Source organism: Acinetobacter sp. 22512, from assembly GCF_052044755.1.
Classification (GTDB): domain Bacteria; phylum Pseudomonadota; class Gammaproteobacteria; order Pseudomonadales; family Moraxellaceae; genus Acinetobacter; species Acinetobacter pittii.
The window spans coordinates 20192-41608 of record NZ_JBQENP010000016.1 but is presented as its reverse complement, the minus strand read 5'-3'; the positions used below and the strand labels follow the sequence as shown (position 1 = coordinate 41608).

Genomic DNA, 21417 nt, shown 5'->3' with positions numbered 1-21417 from the left:
TTACCCATATTAAACGCACATTTCATGTCCAACCACTTGACTATTAACGATAAAAAACATGAAATTTATTCATCTTTTATTAAGCCTGCGCAAAACCAAAATAAATATAGTGCGAGGATTTATGAACATCAGGTCATGTTTCTGATACAATGCCGAGCTTGTCTAATAGAGTAAATTTATACGTCTTATGTCAATGCAGCAATCGTACGCAAATATCCTGACTGCCGTCGGTGAAGATCTTGATCGTCCCGGCCTTAAAGATACGCCTGTGCGTGCGGCTAAAGCTTTTTCATATTTAACTTCTGGCTATAGTAAAACTTTAGAAGAAGTCACCAATAATGCTGTTTTCCCATCAGATAACCATGAAATGGTATTGGTGAAGAATATTGAATTCTATTCGCTTTGCGAACATCATCTCCTCCCATTCTACGGCCGTGTTCATGTTGCCTATTTACCGGAAGGCAAAGTTCTTGGTCTATCTAAATTTGCACGTATTACCGAGATGTTTGCTCGCCGTTTGCAAATTCAGGAAAATCTGACTCAACAAATCGCAGAAGCTGTCGCAGAAGTGACTGGTGCTCGCGGTGTTGCTGTAGTCATCGATTCAGCACATATGTGTATGATGATGCGTGGTGTAGGCAAACAAGAATCTACCACCCGTACAGTTTCATTTGTCGGAGATTTTAAAACCGATAAAGAAGCACGTCGTGAATTTTTAAGTGCAGTACCAGAAAGCTATTAATCTGGTTTTACTACCAAAATAAAAGCCCGCCGAAGTTGGGCTTTTTTATATCTATTTAAAGCACTTAACCAATAAAACATAACAATCAAATTAGGTGATTTTTGTTATAAAAGTACGCATCTTTATTTTTAAACGATTTAGAGTTAATCATGCGATTTAAAAAAATTTCTTGCTTACTTTTACCCCCTCTTTTTATTTTTAGTACCTCAATTTATGCGGGCAATACACCAAAAGACCAAGAAATTAAAAAACTGGTAGATCAAAATTTTAAACCTTTATTAGATAAATATGATGTGCCAGGTATGGCTGTGGGTGTTATTCAAAATAATAAAAAGTATGAAATGTATTATGGTCTTCAATCTGTTCAAGATAAAAAAGCCGTAAATAGCAGTACCATTTTTGAGCTCGGTTCAGTCAGTAAATTATTTACCGCGACAGCAGGTGGATATGCAAAAAATAAAGGAAAAATCTCTTTTGACGATACGCCTGGTAAATATTGGAAAGAATTAAAAAACACACCGATTGACCAAGTTAACTTACTTCAACTCGCAACGTATACAAGTGGTAACCTTGCCTTGCAATTCCCAGATGAAGTACAAACAGACCAACAAGTTTTAACTTTTTTCAAAGACTGGAAACCTAAAAACCCAATCGGTGAATACAGACAATATTCAAATCCAAGTATTGGCCTATTTGGAAAAGTTGTTGCTTTGTCTATGAATAAACCTTTCGACCAAGTCTTAGAAAAAACAATTTTTCCGGGCCTTGGCTTAAAACATAGCTATGTAAATGTTCCTAAAACTCAGATGCAAAACTATGCTTTTGGCTATAACCAAGAAAATCAGCCAATTCGTGTTAACCCTGGTCCGCTAGATGCTCCTGCATACGGCGTTAAATCGACACTACCAGACATGCTGAGTTTTATTAATGCCAACCTCAACCCACTGAAATATCCGAAAGATATTCAACGTGCAATTAATGAAACACATAAAGGTTTCTATCAAGTCGGCACCATGTATCAAGCCTTGGGTTGGGAAGAATTTTCTTATCCAGCGCCTTTACAAACTTTATTAGACAGTAATTCAGAGCAAATCGTGATGAAGCCTAATAAAGTGACTGCCATTTCCAAAGAACCTTCAGTTAAGATGTTCCACAAAACTGGCTCAACAAATGGCTTTGGAACTTATGTGGTGTTTATTCCAAAAGAAAATATTGGTTTAGTCATGTTAACCAATAAACGTATTCCAAATGAAGAACGCATTAAGGCAGCGTATGCAGTATTAAATGCAATAAAGAAATAATCGTCTTGTCTAAAAACAAAAAAAGAGAAATGAATAAACTCATTTCTCTTTTTTTATACATTTATTCTTTAAAAGAACCAAACATATCCTAGACTTGATTTCATCCAGTCTTGATGGTTTTGTTGCTCATAGTCCCAATTCAATCGAACGGCATTATTGCGATTAATCACATATTGCCACTGAGTATTTACTCTCAAATTCCATTGGTTTTGATCTTCCCAATATGGCAATTCAATTTGCACCACAGAGTTGAAACGCTCAAACCATTGATTCATACAACCTAAAGTTGGCCCCATTCCTACGCGCCACCCTTTATCTAGATTTGAACCTGTTTGTACATAGGTTTGTACTTGTCCATAGCAAATATGCTTTCGCCCATAGTCTGCAAGACTGTAACCGACCTGAGCATTAAAGCTTGCTACGCCGTGTTGTTTGTCTTCACTAAAGCTTCCATCATGAATGGCTTCTTGACGCCAACCTAAATTAAAACCCCAACTCAGCGGTGTTTTAAATGGTTGAATTGGGTTATAAGAGTTCACTTCTAACAGATCAAGACGTTCTAGTTTTAAATGGTCATTTCGCCACTGCGCGTTACCATTTAAAAATAGTAATTGAGTACCGGCACGATATCCGCCTTGAGGGTCTATTAAGTCATGGTAGGCTTGCCGATGACCAAGTTCAATAAACTTATCTCCTTGAACCTCACCAGCTTTCACTGAAAGATTACGCGCGTTATGACCTTGAGTTGGTTCCTTTGCTGGTCTTTTTGGTTCTTGACGTTGCTTATCTAAATCAATCTGACTTCTGAGTGCTAAAAGCTGACGTAACTGCGGCTGAGCAATGCTTTCTTCAACTTTACGACCAATAAACTGTAGATATAAATCATCGTAAGCCATCTCGAGGATTTTAGCCTGATCCTGCTCAGTAAATGATTTTAAAATCTGAGAAGAATGCTGTATAGGCAGCATCGCAATTTGATGAGCGACCTTCGCCAGTGAGGCACCATGCTGATGAGCTTGGGACAATAATTGGGTTTCTAAAGCAGGTCGATATACAGGAGCTTTGGTGAGTCCCTGCTGCTGCATCGATTTAATGGTTTCCATTGGAATGGATGCATAAGTAAATTTTTCTTGTAATTTAGATTCAGGTTTTACTAAATCCACTAATCCCAACAATCGATAGGCACAGTTATCACTCACAAAGTAATAAGGGAAACTCACATGTTGCATTTCCCAAATGTGAGACACCAAGAAACGTGTTTCCTCAGGAGTTAAATTTAGCTCATATTCCCATAAATCACGGCTTTCAAAATCGCCATATTCTTTTACTTTACGGTAATAAGGCATTAGTGAATATTCACCCGGATACTGCCCTGTTAAACCTTTCCATGCATATGACCAGTTGTCGTTGCCTGCCACCGTTGCTGCATAATTTACAGCATAGGAAACTAAATTTAATTGTTGCTGATCTTTTGGGTCTAAACGCAATAAAGTATGGCCAAACATCGAGCTCGGATTGCCCATAAAATCGGTCGCATAAATTAATGTCGCTTTGTAGGGCTTAATTTGCCCAATCCAATTTTCAAATTCGGTACACTTTACTTGAGGCAATTCATTTTCTTGAATGCCGACTTTTTGCATGAGCCATTGGCTACGCGCAGGGAACTTACAACGAATCGACTGATTATCTTGAGCAGGCATAAATAATGCCGAGATATCCGCTTTCAGCTCTTCTTTTAGATTATTTTTTCCATTTTTTGATAGGAAATAGCCACCGTAAGTGACCTCACTTTTCTGGTTTTTATTGGCATACATGAGCCTTTGCCATGTAATGTCTTGATCTAGATTTTGTTGTTCTGCAATTGACCAATATTTTTGAATAGATGGATTTATATCTGCTGAATAAGCAATATTCACTGCCAAAGAGGCAAAAACTAAAACAACTGACTTCATTAAGCTCATCAATTTTTATCATTAAATATAAGAAAAACCCTGCCATACGACAGGGTTTTCAGTTTCAAACTTATACGTAAGCTTTTAAAACGTCATCTTTAGCCATTACTGTTTGTAATGATGCTAAAACTTGAAGCGTATTTTGATTATTTGCAGAATAGATTTCACCAAAGTTTGCTTTTGAAACTTTAAAGAAACGATCTTTGTCTTGAGGTTTAATTTGCATTAACTCAGCAAGTACGTTCAGGCTTTCACCTTGGCCTACTGCCATATCACGTGCTAAAGCTTCAGCATTTTCATTTGTGAATGTAACCACTTGCGCAGTTACTGTTCCGCCTTGACGGCAGCCTAAAGTACCAAAAGTAATCCCTAGTAATTGGTTAGTAAAAATACCATTTGTTGTTGCAGCAAGAATTTTAGGCACCACTCCTTTTTGGCCAGCCCATACTTGCGTACCCACACCACAACCTACATCGTTATCAGCCATAGCAACACTTGAACCAGCTGCTAACAAAGCAGCTAAAGCTAATTTTTTTAACATAGATGTATATCTCCAAAATCATTATTGATTGTTTCTTATGTATTGTTATGTGTAATTCTTATTACACGATATTAAAGATAGCGAGAAGGCTGTGATTTAGCAATTAAAAAATAAATAATATGATGAAAAGTGCTAACGAAAAAATTTACCTTAGATTCCAGTTACCTTGATTATCTCGATGACCTAATATTTTAAGCACGAGAACCAAACTTAAAAGTAATAATAAATACCATGACCCCAGTTTACCCCAACCTACCATATGCCAAGCATCTACCTGACTTGGATAGAGCCAGATTTTATAAAAAGTACTAATATTTTCAGCAATCCAGATTAGAAAAGCGAGGGTCAACAATACAGGTAACATCGGGATTTTAAATTTATGCTCGTTGAGCTGAAAATAAAGTTTGGTCTTCCAAAAAATAAAAATACTGATCGCAAATAAAATATAGCGAATATCAGGTACAAAAAATTTACTCATAAAGTTTATATATGAGAAAAATGCCAGTAAAAGCATCGTTCCAAAACTTGGGAGTTTTTCAAAAGAAACTTGAAACAGTCGAATTGACCGTGCAAAAAAACTACCTACAGCCGAATACATAAAGCCTGCAAATAAAGGCACAGTTAAAATTTTAAATACCGCAGGCTGAGGATATTGCCATGACGCAATCGCGGGATGCGTTAAAAATATTTCCATGACCATCGCCATGACATGAAATAAAGCAATAACTTTGGCTTCTGCCCATGATTCAAGTTTTAAATATAAAAGACAGATCTGAATCAGCACTGCATAGATAAGTAAATAATCATAGCGATAAAAACCCATATATTCATGGCTTCCCATCGGCGCTGTTAAAGCAAAAGCAATTAAAAGCAGAATACCAAACAAGGCTGCCGAAACAGCCTTGCCGATAAAATGAATGGGTAAAATCAGATGGCGCACAAAAACTATCCTAGATATTTAGCACTATACTCATGCACTGTATCTACAAAGATTTTTGGTTGCGCAGGGTCTACCCACTGGGTAATACCGTGGCCTAAGTTAGCAACGTAACCTGTTTTTTCACCGTTTGCGTAAGCATCGTCTAACATTGCTTTTACTGCTTTTTCAATTGAAGCAGCAGAGCCATATAAAACAGCAGGGTCAAGATTACCTTGTAGCGCTACACGTCCCGACACAATATTACGAGCTGTATTAAGTGGAGTAGTCCAATCTAAACCTAATGCATCTGCACCAGTCGTAATCATTGGCTCTAACCATTGACCGCCACCTTTGGTGAACACAATAACAGGAATACGTCGGCCGTCTTTCTCACGCTGTAAACCTGCAATGATTTTATTCATGTAGTTTAAAGAGAATTCGACGTATTCACGGTGTGCCAATGCCCCGCCCCAGCTATCAAAAATCTGGATCGCCTGAGCACCTGCATCAATTTGAGCATTTAAATAATCAATAACTGAATCTGCTAAATGATCAAGTAAGGCATGCAAAACTTCTGGCTGCGCATACATCATTTGCTTGGTGAAACGGAACTCTTTACTTGAACCACCTTCAACCATATAAGTTGCAAGCGTCCAAGGACTACCAGAAAAACCAATCAGTGGAACTTGTCCACCTAAAGCTGAGCGAATTGTACTTACCGCATTCATTACATAATCGAGGTCTGATTTTGCATTTAACTTGGGTAAATTCGCCACATCTTGTTCAGTACGTACCGTTTTTTGAAACTTAGGACCTTCTCCTGTTTCAAAATAAAGCCCTAAACCTAATGCGTCAGGAATTGTTAAAATATCTGAAAATAAAATCGCTGCGTCTAAGTCGTAACGGCGTAAAGGCTGCAAAGTCACTTCACAAGCAAATTCTGTATTTTTACATAGAGATAGAAAGTCGCCTGCTTTTGAACGTGTTTCACGATATTCAGGCAAATAACGTCCCGCTTGACGCATCATCCATACCGGTGTGGTATCTACAGGTTCGCGTAACAAAGCTCGTAGGAAACGATCATTTTTCAAAGTCGTCATTACCAATCTCTATATTCTTTATGTGGCAGCATCATATCAAAAACATAAAGATTTTTATAATTTCAATTTCACACAAAAAACTCGTCAATCTACTAAAAAATGCATATTTACACAAAAGTCTACTGCAAGCAGCAAGGTTTTCTGCAATACTTGCAACATGTTACATCGGGTCTATTGATATTCTTTTAACCACTAAACTGCCAATCTTGGGCTCATAGAGATGAGTTATTGGTAGTTTTATGCACTTTTAGATTAGATCATGCCCCTATTGCTTATATGAAAATTCTTAAGGTTGAATTACATGTTTGTTCGCTCATTACTCGCTATGAGTTTAAGTTGTATTATTGCTAATGTTGCTTTTGCTGCTTCAACAACTGAGCAACCCCTGAACCCTAAAAAGGTATCAGCTCCTGTAGAAGATCCGATTGATCCTTTAGCAGTAGATGCAGCTTCAACTGTAAAAGCTCAAGCTTCGACACAAATTACCGCTCAAGAACAAAGTGACTTAAATCGAGCGTCAACAACATTACAAAATTTGCAAAAAACTGAAGACCAAAATGCTGATTCAGGTATTGCCGCTTCAGCACCGGTAGCCGTAGCTAAAACGACCACAACAACTGCAAAGACTTCAGCTCCAGTAGTTTCTTGGACATTAGATAGCTTAAATTCGGCTGAATGGTATGAAAATATTGGTAAAGGCCAGTTTCCAGTTTACGCTCGTGCTCACGTCATGCTAAATAATGCACATGCATCACCAGGTGCAATTGACGGTATGAGTGGCAAAAACACTTTAAAAGCAATCTCTTCATTCCAGCAAATGAATGGTTTATCACCTACTGGTGAACTGACTAAAGAAACTTGGGATGCACTAGTTGCTAAGCAAATAAAACCTTCATTTATTGAATACACCATTACTGATGCCGATTTAAAAGGCCCATATGCACAATCAATTCCTTCTGATTATGCTTTACAGGCTAAAATGAAAGGTTTGTATTACACTCGTGTTAGCGAAATGTTGGGCGAAAAGTTTCATATCGATGAAGCTTTCTTAAAAACAATCAATCCAACAGCAACATTCAAAAAAGCGGGTGAAAAAATCATTGTTCCAAACGTACGCAATGATTTACCAGAAGACATTCATTTGATTATTGCGCATAAAGGTGCAAAACAATTGTATCTCTTCAATAGCCGTAACCAAATGATTGCGTCATTTCCTGCAACAATTGGCAGTACTGATACGCCTTCTCCGACCGGTACTTACAAGGTAGTTGGTGTGGCTCGTAATCCTTGGTATAGCTACTCACCATCAAACTTTATTCAAGGTAAAAACTTGAAACCTCTTTCTTTACCACCTGGTCCAAATGCACCTGTAGGTAATATCTGGATTGGTTTAAGTAAAAAATCTTTTGGTATTCACGGGACACCAAACCCGTCTTTAATTTCTAAAACAGCTTCTCACGGTTGTATCCGTTTAACGAACTGGGATGCTAATGATTTAGGTAATAAAGTACGTTCAGGCGTAACTGTTAAATTCCTTGAGTAATCCATCTAAAAAGAAAGCCTGCTTTACGCAGGCTTTTTTATTAAATTTTTACTATATCTCACTAGAATACTTAGTTATTGTTTTGATTATAAAAATAAAACCAGCCTAGGTTTACTAATTACACAGCAATTTTTGTATTTAGAATATTCAACATGGTTTGCATTTTAGCTTCTGTTTCTAACCATTCAGCTTCAGCATCTGATCCTTCCACAATCCCCGCACCAGCATATAAGCGCATTTTATTTTCACTGAGTAGACCACATCGAATCGTGACTACCCATTCTCCATTACCCTCGGCATCCATCCAGCCTACTAACCCCGTGTAATAATGTCGGTCATAACCTTCATGATCTAAAATAAACTGCTTAGCAACATGAGTTGGTGAACCACAAACCGCTGGTGTTGGATGTAATTCTAATGCAAGGTTTAATGCATTCGGTGCCTGTTGTTTGAGCATACCTTGGAATTCTGATGATAAATGCAGCATTGTTGATGTTTCTAAAATATCTGGAAATTCAGAAACCTTAAGCTCTACACAATGAGTGGCTAAATTTCTAATAATATTTTCAACCACAATTCGATGTTCATGTTGGTCTTTCTCAGAATGATTTAATTCTTGTTGGCTGACGAAATTTTTTTCAGAAATCGGTGATTTGGGCCTAGAACCGGCCAAAGGATTACTGGTTACAATACGACCTTGTTTTGATAAAAGCAGTTCTGGGCTTGCGCCTAGAATATAATCATTATGTTCTACTGGAATCACAAAATTATAAGCATTTGGATTTTGTTTTAATAAAGCAGCCAATAAATTTTCTGGCTCTTGATGATGGTTAAACTCATATTCAACAGCCTGAGAAAGAACAACTTTTTCTACCTTCTTTTTTTCAAAAGCATCTAAAGCTAACTGTACTGTACCTTCAAATTTTTGGCGTTGAATGAGTAATGATTTATTAATTACCTCAATGTTATTACGTTTTTTTAATGAGTTAATCGTAGAAGATGCTTGTGTTATTTTTTTATGATCAGCATAAAAATTTAAGCTACTTTTCTTTGTAATATCAAAAGGTATAGCACCAATTAAAACTGGATTTTGATGGCCTTGCTTTTTAATTTCTTCAAAACATTTTGCAATCCCCTCATTAAATAGTGCGGTATTTGCTGCAGGTGTATTTAGCGTTTTAACGAATTCGTTCACTTCGAGATAATAATTTTTCGTAGAGAAACATGAAAATTTCTTTTGACCGATATGATCTAAATTTTGCTCTACTGATATTTGAGTCTGCATCATCTGTATATCACCTCTCACATTGATTTTTTTAAGCAAATTCTGTAGTACTTCTTTTTAAATATAGGAGTATAAAAATACTGAAACACACATTAATGCAAATGATTATTATTATCAATAATAAAATTAGTTTTTAATACAAGAAATTGTAATTATCTCGTTATTTGTATAAAAAAATTGAACTTTAATCTCTAGATTTATCCCGATTGAACTTTCTTGACTAAGGTAAAAATAAAGAAACTCGCCATCTAGTTTTTTAAAATTTATATTTTTAAAATCAATAATTTGCTTATATTTTAAATAAATTACTTTAATGATACTTTCTTTAGCAGAGAATATTACCAAATATAAATATGCATGACTTTTTTGCAGCTTTTCAATTTCTGCTTGTTCGTTTTTATTTAGAAAAACATCATAAAATTCATCTTTCTTTTGAAAAAAAATATAATATTTTTGAGACTCTATATCGATCCCAAATATTTTTTCTTGAACCGTGTTATTTCTAGCATATGCGATGGCATGACATGATTTTTTTGATCCAACATGGCTAATCCCACCTATCACTCCTTCGGGCCATAGGGGTTCCCCATGTTTACCTTGATGAACAACAAAATCTTGTAAATTAATGTTTTGTAATGCATATTTTGCTGCTAAGCGTCCCGTCAAGAACTCTAATTGACGAATGAAGCGTGAGCTTTTTATATTCGGTGGAAGAAATATATTCAGCTCCTGATAGATATGATCAAGCTGAGGTATTTCTTTGATTTGGTTGAGCTGGACTTTATGTATATCTAACCCGAAAGCTGTTAGCTTTTCATATTGAATATTTATTTCATCCAGACATGAATTAGCCCCTCTACTTAACTGCTTCTCCGTATTCATAGCCTGTACTTTATTCAATATTCACGGTCAATGTTTCAACGATGGCAGCAATGTTTTTAAGCATCTTTACTCGGGTCTCGGGATTGAGAAAGTAGAAATGGTCCCCTTCAAACTCAATACTTCCTAACCAATTTTCTGTGTGTTGTTGCCATGCATCCATCATTCTCTTATTAGGAATATCAGGGTCCTGTTTGCCATAAAATGCAACGATCGGAACCTCAGTCTTGTGTATGTTCTCGCTAAGCAATTGATCACTAAGATAGAAGTCATTACGAATGATTTTGAGAAAGAATGTGAGTGCATCCTGATTATTTAAAATTTCGTCAGGAAAATTATTGTATCGTTTTAATTCATCAATAATTTTTTCATCAGTTAGCTCATGCTTGTACCGCATATGTTGAATATAGTGATGCTCAGGTCGGCTACTTATAACGATTAATCTCAACTGATCAATTATGGGTTTTTCATTCAAATAATTGAGTACTTTCCAAATCAAGCCACCTCCCACACTATGTCCAAATAAAATAAACGGCTTGTCTGAGTAAGCTTGTATTTCATTGGCAATTTGCATAGCCAATAGATCAGGTTCATCAATCAATGGTTCATTTATTTTTATACCATGACCCGAATATTCAATAGGAATAATACGAATATTGTCAGAGATCTGCTTTTTCCATAGATGATAAATACTTGCGCTACTCCCCGCAGGCGGTAAACAGAACATATTATATTGATGTTTATTCACTTAAGAATTCTCCAAATATTAAGCATTTTTCTTTTATAAAAAATGCTTAAATCAGGTTTCTGCTCTATTTTTTAAACAGAAGTTGAAGCTAAATTGATAGTTTGAGTCGGTTGCCAAATGGCTGAGTCACGATGTGTGACAAAAATAACCGTAGAAGAAAGAGCACGTATCGTTGTAACAATTTCCTGCTCAGTCTCTTCATCCAAGGCAGAGGTTGCTTCATCAAGTATTAAAATCGGCGCATTTTTGAGTAATGCTCGGGCAATTGCGACCCGCTGACGTTCACCACCAGACAATGCGGTGCCTTGTTTACCAACCGATTGATTAATTCCTTCTGAACTACGGTCAATCATTGCTCCTAATGCGGCATCTCTTGCAGCCTTTTCTATTTCATCATCAGTTGCATCAGGTTTACCTAAACGGATATTTTCAGCCAGTGTACTTGTGAACAAAATAGGTTCTTGTGTGACATAAGCAATATTCGAGACCAAATCTTCATATTTCATTTGATCAAGAGCTATGTCACCTAGGGTAATTTTTCCTCTTTGTGGATCATCAAACCGTGTAAGCAATTCAAGTAAAGTACTCTTACCACTACCGCTTGGTCCGGTAACCCATACTCTGCTCCCCAATGCGATGTCGAGAGTCATATTTTCAAGTGCTGGCGCATAGCTAACGCCTTGTACCGAAATATGATGGCCAGTAGGAATTTGAGGGTGTAATGGCTCAGGCAACTCAGGTGGATGGGTGATCTGATTAAAATTGCGCAGTGCAGCAAACAAATCATTGATATGCAACCCTGCGGTAGCAAGTTCACCTAACGGCGCTGCTGCACGTCCAATTAAGACGAGTAATGCCAACACCAAAGCAGCATGATTGACACCAGCAAGTACCAGATAAGTTGCCATCCCAGCAATCGGTAAAACACTTGCCAAGGTTGCAACAAAACTTGCAAATGCAGCAGCACGGTTGATCCGTACTAATGTCTCTTCTTGCTCTTCCCAACGATGTTCTAGCCTTTGGACCGCACGTTCTGGTCCCGCGGCTGTGCGTAATAACTCAACATGATCAACCAATTCCAACGTTGCTTGTGAAGCAGCTAAATCGGCAGTATTACGTTTTTTATCAATATGCATGAGTGCACGTTGTGCTAGGAATTGAGCAAATAAAGAGAGTAAAAGTAAGCCTAAAGCGACAAATGCTACGCCTGCTCCGGCAAGCATGCCTATTCCTATTGTTAGAAACAAAGGCATAAAAGGCGCATGTAAAAAGGTTTGCAATTGATGAGCAGGGATACTCATAAACCCAGGAATTCCCTGTCCAGCAATTGTCTTAATCTGAGCACGCTGTTCATTGGTAAACCAAGAGAGCTTGGCACGAGCTAAAGATTTGCCTAACTCAGCAAATAGGTCACCTGCTAAACGCACACCAGTAAGGAAGCCAGCACGAGTGACTATAACTGTCACTAATATTGCTGCAATTGCACTGATGAGAACCCAACTTGGAGACCATTGATTGACAATTGCAAATGCCAATACGGTATATGCGATTGCTTCAATTGCTGCAACAATGATCCATCCGATACCAACAATAATTAATTTTTGTTTGGCTGAACGAGGAAGCATCGAAAAAATCTGATCTTTATTTAATTTAGCAGCAGTATTCATAAAGATTTCCCTGAGTCAGTTGGGCCGTTAAGCACTAACCTGCTGTCGGCATAAGCAGCTAAGGCAAGATCATGAGTGACCATAACGATGGTTTTATTCTGGTTTTTAGCTAAGTGGCTTAATTCCAATATTATTTTTGTCGCATTGGTCTGGTCGAGTGCGCTCGTTGGCTCATCTAATAAAATAATAGGAGCTGAAGATAAAAACGCACGCGCTATTCCTAGGCGCTGTTTTTCACCGCCTGAAAGTAAAGTTGCATCTGCCTTTAAATCTACTTTTAGTTGGGCCTTGAGTAATGCCTGCTCAAGTTGTTCATCATTTGCATTAATGACAGATAAGGACAAGTTTTCTCTTACTGTGGTCGGTAATACATCTCCACCTTGTGGAATAAACAAAACCTTTTCATGTCTTAGTTTTTCATGTAATTGCAAAATATCTGTTTTTGCTAATTGAACGACACCTTCTTGCAATACAGCGAACCCAGCAAGTGCTCGCAGTAAGGTTGTTTTTCCAACTCCACTTGGCCCTGTAATTGCAGTCATTGAATTTTTTGGAAATGAATAACTTAATCGATCCAATACTTTTTGATTTTCAATTGCAAAGCTTGCATTCACTATTTCAAGTGTTACATCTTGCTCAATCTGTTGTAGATTGCCCGATGAGAGTACTGGCTCTTTTAAGAATGCAGATAAACGACTAGCTGCAGCTCGCCCAGCAGCGACATAATCAAGACCATGCCCTAAACGTAGTGAAGGTGTCACGATGGCCAAACTAAAGAAAAGTGTTGCAGCCAAGGTCATGCTGTCGTATTGATAAGCTACAAAATAGGCTATGGCAAAGGTTGCAACAGCTTGTAGTAATGCAGTGGCAACAGCAGCAAGTGTTGCCACTTTACTCACCCAAGACACCATATTTTGAGTGAAATTTTGTGCTGCTTGAGTATAGGCTGTTAAAGCGCCAGATTGTTGCCCATATATTCGGTTATCACGAATGCCGCGCGCATAGTCATCAGCAGAACCAATAATATCTAACATGACCTGCATACGCGCAGCGCCATCCCGTTTTGATACATGGGGAACAATAATTAAATAATAGAGTGAAGCTATTGCACCAGGTAATAATACCCAAAGGGCCATCGGGCCAACCAACACAACTAATAAAACAATAGAAACTAAAGGGATTACAGCAAAAATCGCAATTTCCGACGGTAAATGCGCCACCATATGGTGTAAGGTTGCGATATCGTCGGAAACCAATCGTTTTAAGCTTTGGTCACCCTGTTTTGATAGGGTTGTGGTCGGTAACCGAATTAAATGATGAGCAATTTGACGACGTAATCGTGCCGAAAATCCAGCCTCTGCATCATGCACTAACCATGAAGCTAGTGCTGCCAATGCTGCCCCAACTATCCAAAAAACCGCTGAAAAGATCACCCAATAAGAAGATAAATAACCAATCAACTGAATCATACCCCACAGGGCAGTTAAGATGGCTAAACCTGAAAATACGGCAGCAAGCGTACCTGCAAATAATTTAGGAAATGCTGGCTTGAGTGCAGGTGCCAAGGAAGAGTCTGTCATCAGATGAGATAACTTTAAATCAGACATGCTTATCTCTCTTTATATTCATAGAAAAAGCGGTACTTAAAATAAAATTTCGCTTCAATTGACCAGCAAGAATTGCTGTTTTCGGCTTTAAAAAAGCATGAATAAGAAAATCATATAAAAAGTATTTTTTTAAAAACTTTAATTGCATCAAAAACTTCCTAACCACCCTATCAAAATATTTTTAGATCATTTTCTAGACTGTAAAAATTAATATGGATTTGTCTAAATCATTTTGGTTGATATGACTAAAAACCAACTGTACGTTTAGAGGCACCTTGTAGATCAAAAATAACGTCGTCAATTAAGCTATCAATCTGACGTGTATCTCGGTGATGTGCCGTAGTAATTAAATGAGCCATATTTCCAGAGGTTGCCAGATAATGCTTTTTCCAGATGTGCTCTGAAGGACACGGAAATACCACAGTGATTGAATTCGGATTCCGCCAAGCAGGAATGTCCACTGCTTGAAAGCGATCAACTGCGTACTGGGCCATTTTTAGACAATGTTGAATTCTCTGCCGTCTTTGTAAATTAGTTTGGCTACGTATTGCTGCCCACATCAACAAGACGGTATGACCATTACGAGAACCACTAATGGTTTGATCACGTGTAGAGATATAGTCAACATCTACCGATATACGTTCTACATTTTGGCGTTTGGCCACAACAATGCCACACGGAATTGGTGAACCAATCATTTTATGACCAGACACACAAATCGAGTCGATGCCATGAGCAAAGGAAAACGCTTGAGGATGATCAACAAAAGGTAAAATCATGCCACTTAAGGCAGCGTCGGCATGAATATAATAATCTCGGCGCATGATTCCGATTTGCGCTAAGCGCTCTTGAATCATTTCAATATCATCAATTGCGCCGGTCATGGTCGTACCAATATTTGCAAAAATAATGGGGTGACTTTCTTTATTGGTTTTTATTTTATCGATTAAATCATCATAGTCGATTTCACCATTATCCAATGATTCGATCACACAAGATTTCATCAGCAATAATTTGGCGATTTTTCCAACCGAATAATGCGTATCTTTTGAGTAATATAATGTGGAATCTGGAAATAGCTCACGCGCCAGATAGCAGCCAAACATATTACCTTCTGTGCCACCATTGGTTACGTATCCCCAGCTTTCCTCAAAAGGAATTTGAAAAATTTCAGCAAAATACGCCATCACATCTTTTTCAAAATCAAAAGAATTCAATGCGTAATTGCTATAGTCTTTCCAATCACCACAATTATTAATAGAGAATTTGAAAAAACGAAATAAAGCGGAATAATCAAAATCTGCAGATTCAGGATACCCAATATTGAAGTATTGATGTTTTAAACAGTAATTCCAGAATGTCTCTATTTTCTCTTGATCAGCAGGCGATAAAATCATTTTTTGCTCCGTTAATATGACGATTACAAGTCGTCTAAGGAGTCGCTATCAAAGATATAAATTTTATGTAAAATTTAGCGACCAGGATTTGTCGTATGCCTTATGAGGCAACCCTCTACCCTGCAATCCTTTGCCGCGCATCAACCAATGACCACCAATTTGATAAAGTGGGTGTGCGTCCTAATTCTTCAAAACTAATATTGATTCCCTGTGCTTTAAGTTCCGAAGAAAACTGCATAATTCGTAATGAATCCAATCCATAAAGAATCAGGTTTTCTTCGGGGTCTAATTCATCTTCTTCAATAAGCTGCTGGACCTTTTGCTCTAACCAAGGTCGTGTAATGCCTGTTGCCACCTGTCCCACTACAGATTCGGTATCCACAACTTGACCACAACGTGAAGACACATATTTCAAAGCTAAGCGATGTTCTTCTTCTGAAAAATCGGCAACTGCATCTCCAACAAGAAAGGGTTGTATGTCACTCATAAAGGCTTCAATTGCCGTAACCATACACCCGATATGAGCATAGACACCGCCAATAATGAGCTGATCACGATTCCAGTTTTGCATTCTTTCAAGCAAATCCGAACGTTTAAACGCGCTATAACGCCATTTCGTTAAGACAATGTCATGTTCAGCAGGAGAAAGTTGATCAATAATTTTTTGCTGATCGATTGTTGAGGCTGGCAAACCCGGCCCCCACATGGCATTCAGTAATGCACGATCTGCCGCTGGCTGTTCATAAGGCTGTGCTGTATAGACAACAGGAACATTGTTCTGATGTGCCCAAGTTCTTAGTTGAACTAAATGATTTACAACCGTTTTAATTAATTCACTTTCAGCATCGTAAAAATTTAAAAAGTAGCGTTGCATATCATGAATTAATAAAACTGCTCGAGAAGGATCTAACTGCCAATCTGTTTTGTTATTTGGATAACTCTCTCGTTTGGGCATGAGATAAGTAGAAATTTTTGAAATAGCCATATGCTGCTCAATATTTATTAAGATGTTGTAGATGTATTTAAAATGCTGCGAAGTTGTTTTTTGTCCACCTTACCGACTGCAGTCAGTGGCAAACTTTCGATTAATTTGATCTGGTCTGGAAGTTTGTATTGTGCAATACCCAACTCCATGAGATGGCGTCTGAGCACAACAGCTTTAAGTTCAGGATTCCGAGAAACAATAAAGGCACAACTTTTTTCACCGAATTGGTCATCAACAATTGCGACCAAAGCTGCGTGCATAACTTCCGGATGTAGAAGAATAAGTTTTTCTATTTCTTCCGAAGCAATCTTTTCACCACCACGGTTAATCTGATCTTTAATTCTTCCTACTACACGTAAATTGCCATCCGAAGTACGCTGCACGAGATCGCCCGAATAGTAATAGTTGTCCTTATCAAAGACCTGTGAATTATGTTCAGGGCTTTGGTAATAACCACAGAAGGTATAAGGTCCCCGAGTCGCAAGCATTCCTATTTCACCTTCTGGAACCTCTTTATACTGTTCATCCACAATTTTGATTTCATCATCAGAACTGATAGGACGCCCTTGTGTCGTAAATATTTGCTCATCGGAGTCATCTAGTCTGGTGTAATTGACCAAGCCTTCGGCCATTCCAAATACTTGTTGTAATTTACAATTGAGGACTTCAGGAACTTGACGGGCTAAAGATTCAGGGAAACTTGCTCCTCCCACTTGAAGCAACTTTAAAGATTGAATTTGATCTTTATATTGCGCGGCTTTTTCTAGCCACATAATGACAGCACTCGGCACTAAAGATGCCATATTGACTTGATGTCTTTGAATAATAGAAAAACAATTGAGCGGTTCAGGATTTGGTGCCATCACAACACATCCACCTGCATGTAAAACACCTAATGCACCGGGTGAACTCAACATAAAATTATGCGGAGCTGGCAGAGCACACAATAACCGGGTATTTGAGTTTAAACCGCAAATCTCGGCACTGGCCCGCACACTGTAGTCGTAGTCATTATGCGTTCGTGGAATAAGTTTTGGTGTTCCCGTACTTCCACCTGACAACTGAAAGAAAGCAACTTCATCAGCAGGTGTAGATGAAAAATCGACAAAGGTCTCTGCTGATGTTTCAATCCAGTCTAATAGTCCGAAATCGGTAGCTTGATGATTGAGCATCAAAATAATTTCAGGACTTAAATTTACTTCATGAAGTGAGTCAATAAATTGATTATTGTTAAAGACTTCATGCTGACGCGAACCAATTAAAAGCTTAGGTTGAATCTGTTTAATAAAGGCATTTAGTTCATATTGACGATGACTATATAGCGCATTGAGCACAACCACGCCTGCCTTAAGCAAGGCAAAAAAGACAATATAAAACTCTGCAACATTGGGAAGCTGTACTAAAGCTGTATCACCCTTGCCCAAGCCTTTTTCAGCTAGTCGAGAAGCTAAATTTGTTGATAGCTGGTCCAGCCCAATATAACTCAACTGACGCTCACCACAAATAATTGCCGGCGAATGCGGATGCGATTGAACCCCTACCGTTAAAATGCGCGTCAAAGGTTGATCAATCCAATAACCTTTATTTCGATAGTGTTGCGCTCTCTCTGGAGACCAGCGAACAAACTCAATCAACTGTTTTTTCATGACATTCTAAATATTCAATTTAATTTAATGGTTATCAAACTATTGATTCTTCGTAAATTTTCTTACATATCGGCATAAATATTTAATTTGAATACCGACAAAAGAAAACTCTTAAGACGGACAAGCTATATATTCACAGCAAATTGGAAATGATTAACAAATGCAACTGGTAATCATTTTCATTTGTTTGTATGATGCTGAAACAAGATTAATTTGTCAACCGAGTTATCGTTCAATGTGTGAATTAACTTCGATGCAAGCGGCCTGCTGGTTTGGTCGCTCTGGCAACGCAACTTTAGGTGGGGTTGCTGCCCACCTCTATGCAGAATTTGACGGTCAATTTATTGATCTACAAAAATTACATTTAGCACTTCAACGACTTTATAAAGAACACTCTATTTTGAAGTTAAGTTTGAGTGCCGATGGCATCGCAAACATCATGGCTGAGAAGGCTCAACAGATATTAGAAGTCGATGATTTTTCAAAGTTTAGTGATCATCAAATTGAGCAAATGCTCATGCAAAAACGTGAGCAATGGACCCATCAAAAACTTGATTTAAGTCAGGGTCAAACTGCAAGATTTTCTGTAAGTGTTCTTAAAAATAATATTTTCCGTTTTCATGTAGATACGGACATGATTGCTATAGATCCGTCCAGTTTTTTGAACTTGATGGAAGATCTTTCTTTGTTTTATGAAGACCCAGAAATATCATTCTCCCGTCCGCCTAATTTTTTTGACTGGTATCAAAAAATACGGACGGACCCTGACCTAAAAAAATTAAACCAACGAGACCGCTTATGGTGGAAACAACGTCTGCCTCATATTAGCCCTGCTCCGTCTCTACCTTTCATTCATCAAGAATTCAAAACAGCAAAAAGTGATCGTTTAAGTACATGGTTATCGCCGGAAGAACGAAAAGCATTACAACAACTTGCTAGAGAACAACACATTACTGTGACTAACCTGATATTAGGTTTATTTGCCTATACACTTGGTCATGCAACCAAAGATCACAGCTTCCGATTGAATATTCCTACTTTTTGGCGCGAACCGGTTTTAAAAAATGTCGAAGGCTCTATTGGTGATTTTGCTAATTTAGTCATCCTTGATGTCGATATGAATGAGACGACTACCTTAGCCGCATTCTGCAAACAAATAGCAAATCAAATGCTTGAGTTATTAGAGCATTCACATTATTCGGGTGTGAATGTTCTACGTGATCTGTCCCGTTATCATGGTAGTGCACAGATTGCTCCCGTGGTATTTACAGCGGCGCTCGACTTAGAAGATGATAATTTACTTTCCGAACGTGTCCGCCGTATTTTTGGCTCAATGAATTGGGTCATTTCACAAGGGCCGCAAGTTGCACTTGATGCACAAGTTGCTCATGTAGATGACGGTATTTTAGTTAATTGGGACATCCGTTTAGATGCTCTACCCAAAGAATGGATCACGAATTTATTTGAATCTTTCATTCATTTACTTAAAAATCTTGCCGCACATCCTGCACAACTTAATACACAAATTATAAACTCAGCACAAAATACCTCGTCAGATCGTACGTCTCAAAAACCATTAAATGCATTACAGCAAGCTTATCTATTAGGTCGAACTCAAGCCCTTCCTTTAGGTGGTGTTGCCATGCAAGAGTTTAGGCAGTATCACGGCAAAATGGATATTGTTTTATTAAGACAACGATTGGCAGAAATGGTACGGCGGCATGACAGCTTACGAACCTATATTGATAAAAATAGGTTAGTACAATATGTAAGCGATCAAGTGAGTGTCAATTTAAAAGAAATAGACCTAACTACATGGGAACCTGAACGTGCTTCTCACCACATCCAGTCCTATAAAAATAGTTATACGCATGAGCTATTTGATTTAAATCAGTCGCCTTGGAATATCACGGTTTTTTTATTAAAAAATAATCTACTAACGATTTTTGTCCGCTTTGATGCATTAATTTTAGATGGCCGATCTATAGCTTCACTTATGTTAGAGCTATTCGACGGACAACAACATGATATCCAAACAAAAATAGAAGAAAATGAAGTGGAAAATAGCTTATCTGTTCATCAGACAGATATGGCTTACTGGGAAAGAAAATTTTCTAAATTATCGGCTATTCCTACGCTTCCGTGGAAAACACCCTTACAGCATTTACCGACTTCACGTTACCAACGTAACAGTTTGGTTATAGAAAAAGATCAATTTAAACAGTTGTCTAAAATTGGCGTAAAACATTCACTGTTTAAAAACTCAATCATCATGGCGCTTATTTTGGAAGTGCTATCTCATTGGAGCACGGATAAATCTCTATGCGTTGCTGTTCCTACACTTCCCCTCTATGCCGGACCATTTTCAAATAGCTCTACGTTTATTGCAGTTGAGTGGAAAGCTTTAGATCAATTTGCTGAACAAGCAAACCGCTTGCAAACTGAAGTTTTAGAGGGTTTACAGCATCTTTCCTTTTCAGGCGTTGATCTCGCTCGACTATTATTTGAAAAAGTTGGCACTGCTCCAGTATTGCCGATTGTAATTACAAATGGTTTGTCATGGCCTGTATTATCTGAATCTCACCCTATTCAGCAACTAGATGGACTGACCCAAACCCCTCAAGTTGCAATTGATATTCGCTTTAGCACAAGAAATGACGGCGCTTTAATTTTCGATATTGATTATGCCCAAGAAGCATTCCCACCCAACATGATTGACGATTTCTTGGATGCACTACAATTGGCAATCAAGCAAATTATTGACTCAGAAATATTCAGTTTTGATCTCAGCAATTTTTTCTGTGAGCTTCAAAATAAACGACTATATTTTAAAAATAATGAGTCCGATCATTCATCTATACCACTTGAAAATAATGCTAAACAGCAAAATCAACTACTCGACATTTACTTAGAAGTGATAGGCCACACGCCAAATATGGAAGTGGACAACTCAACTCATTTTACTCATCTCGGGCTACGTCCACATCATTTAAAGGCCGTTTCAAAACGTATTAATGAAACATACGCGATTCAGCTCTCACCTGTTCAACTTATTCAATGTCGCAATATTGCTGATGTAGAGAAACTACTAACACCACATTAATT

At 37.9% G+C, this 21417-nt stretch carries 16 protein-coding genes; 4 read left to right on the top strand and 12 right to left on the bottom strand.

What is annotated here, in order from left to right:
* The first annotated feature begins 193 nt into the window (after positions 1-193).
* The gene (gene folE / locus ACTJJG_RS15180; RefSeq protein ID WP_002118643.1) at positions 194-742 is read left to right on the top strand and encodes a GTP cyclohydrolase I FolE; all 549 of its coding nucleotides are present in this window, start codon (positions 194-196) and stop codon (positions 740-742) included.
* A 149-nt stretch (positions 743-891) separates the two neighbouring features.
* Positions 892-2043: an extended-spectrum class C beta-lactamase ADC-43 gene (locus ACTJJG_RS15175; RefSeq protein WP_032055358.1), complete on the top strand. Its 1152-nt coding sequence runs from the start codon at positions 892-894 to the stop codon at positions 2041-2043.
* A gap of 68 nt (positions 2044-2111) precedes the next feature.
* Here ACTJJG_RS15175 and ACTJJG_RS15170 read toward each other — a convergent pair whose 3' ends face one another.
* The 4 genes from ACTJJG_RS15170 to hemE form a co-directional block, all read right to left on the bottom strand.
* Positions 2112-3995, bottom strand: coding sequence for an Lnb N-terminal periplasmic domain-containing protein (locus ACTJJG_RS15170; RefSeq protein ID WP_068791390.1), 1884 nt, complete (start codon positions 3993-3995; stop codon positions 2112-2114).
* A gap of 70 nt (positions 3996-4065) precedes the next feature.
* Positions 4066-4536: a DUF3015 family protein gene (locus ACTJJG_RS15165; RefSeq protein ID WP_002118800.1), complete on the bottom strand. Its 471-nt coding sequence runs from the start codon at positions 4534-4536 to the stop codon at positions 4066-4068.
* A gap of 145 nt (positions 4537-4681) precedes the next feature.
* Positions 4682-5476 carry a DUF817 domain-containing protein gene (locus tag ACTJJG_RS15160; protein WP_017398629.1) on the bottom strand — a complete coding sequence of 265 codons (795 nt, stop codon included), beginning with the start codon at positions 5474-5476 and terminating at the stop codon, positions 4682-4684.
* A gap of 5 nt (positions 5477-5481) precedes the next feature.
* Positions 5482-6555 (bottom strand): uroporphyrinogen decarboxylase, encoded by a 1074-nt coding sequence (hemE, locus tag ACTJJG_RS15155; protein ID WP_017398630.1) that lies wholly within the window; start codon positions 6553-6555, stop codon positions 5482-5484.
* A gap of 301 nt (positions 6556-6856) precedes the next feature.
* Here hemE and ACTJJG_RS15150 point away from each other — a divergent pair, with 301 nt between their 5' ends.
* Complete coding sequence (locus tag ACTJJG_RS15150) at positions 6857-8098, top strand: L,D-transpeptidase family protein (RefSeq protein WP_069119428.1); 1242 nt, start codon at positions 6857-6859, stop codon at positions 8096-8098.
* Between the two features lie 118 nt (positions 8099-8216).
* Here the strand turns inward: ACTJJG_RS15150 and basJ are convergent, their stop codons facing one another.
* The 8 genes from basJ to basE all read right to left on the bottom strand — a co-directional run bounded on the left by basJ (position 8217) and on the right by basE (position 18312).
* Positions 8217-9386 (bottom strand): acinetobactin biosynthesis isochorismate synthase BasJ, encoded by a 1170-nt coding sequence (gene basJ, locus ACTJJG_RS15145; RefSeq protein WP_032055351.1) that lies wholly within the window; start codon positions 9384-9386, stop codon positions 8217-8219.
* A 123-nt stretch (positions 9387-9509) separates the two neighbouring features.
* Complete coding sequence (locus ACTJJG_RS15140; protein ID WP_069119485.1) at positions 9510-10265, bottom strand: 4'-phosphopantetheinyl transferase family protein; 756 nt, start codon at positions 10263-10265, stop codon at positions 9510-9512.
* A gap of 10 nt (positions 10266-10275) precedes the next feature.
* Entirely contained in the window at positions 10276-11010 is a 735-nt protein-coding gene (gene basH, locus ACTJJG_RS15135; RefSeq protein WP_032055348.1) for an acinetobactin biosynthesis thioesterase BasH, read from the bottom strand.
* A 71-nt stretch (positions 11011-11081) separates the two neighbouring features.
* The gene (gene barB, locus ACTJJG_RS15130) at positions 11082-12677 is read right to left on the bottom strand and encodes an acinetobactin export ABC transporter permease/ATP-binding subunit BarB (RefSeq protein WP_032055347.1); all 1596 of its coding nucleotides are present in this window, start codon (positions 12675-12677) and stop codon (positions 11082-11084) included.
* Positions 12674-14284 carry an acinetobactin export ABC transporter permease/ATP-binding subunit BarA gene (gene barA, locus ACTJJG_RS15125; RefSeq protein ID WP_032055345.1) on the bottom strand — a complete coding sequence of 537 codons (1611 nt, stop codon included), beginning with the start codon at positions 14282-14284 and terminating at the stop codon, positions 12674-12676. The genes barB and barA overlap by 4 nt, the downstream gene beginning before the upstream one ends.
* A 245-nt stretch (positions 14285-14529) precedes the next feature.
* Positions 14530-15681 carry an acinetobactin biosynthesis histidine decarboxylase BasG gene (gene basG, locus ACTJJG_RS15120; RefSeq protein WP_372552668.1) on the bottom strand — a complete coding sequence of 384 codons (1152 nt, stop codon included), beginning with the start codon at positions 15679-15681 and terminating at the stop codon, positions 14530-14532.
* Positions 15682-15796: 115 nt separating this feature from the next.
* Positions 15797-16666, bottom strand: coding sequence for an acinetobactin biosynthesis bifunctional isochorismatase/aryl carrier protein BasF (gene basF / locus ACTJJG_RS15115; RefSeq protein WP_001018273.1), 870 nt, complete (start codon positions 16664-16666; stop codon positions 15797-15799).
* A gap of 17 nt (positions 16667-16683) precedes the next feature.
* Entirely contained in the window at positions 16684-18312 is a 1629-nt protein-coding gene (basE, locus tag ACTJJG_RS15110; protein ID WP_069119427.1) for a (2,3-dihydroxybenzoyl)adenylate synthase BasE, read from the bottom strand.
* 160 nt (positions 18313-18472) lie between these two features.
* Here basE and basD point away from each other — a divergent pair, with 160 nt between their 5' ends.
* Complete coding sequence (gene basD / locus ACTJJG_RS15105; protein WP_230445241.1) at positions 18473-21415, top strand: acinetobactin non-ribosomal peptide synthetase subunit BasD; 2943 nt, start codon at positions 18473-18475, stop codon at positions 21413-21415.
* Positions 21416-21417: the final 2 nt, after the last annotated feature.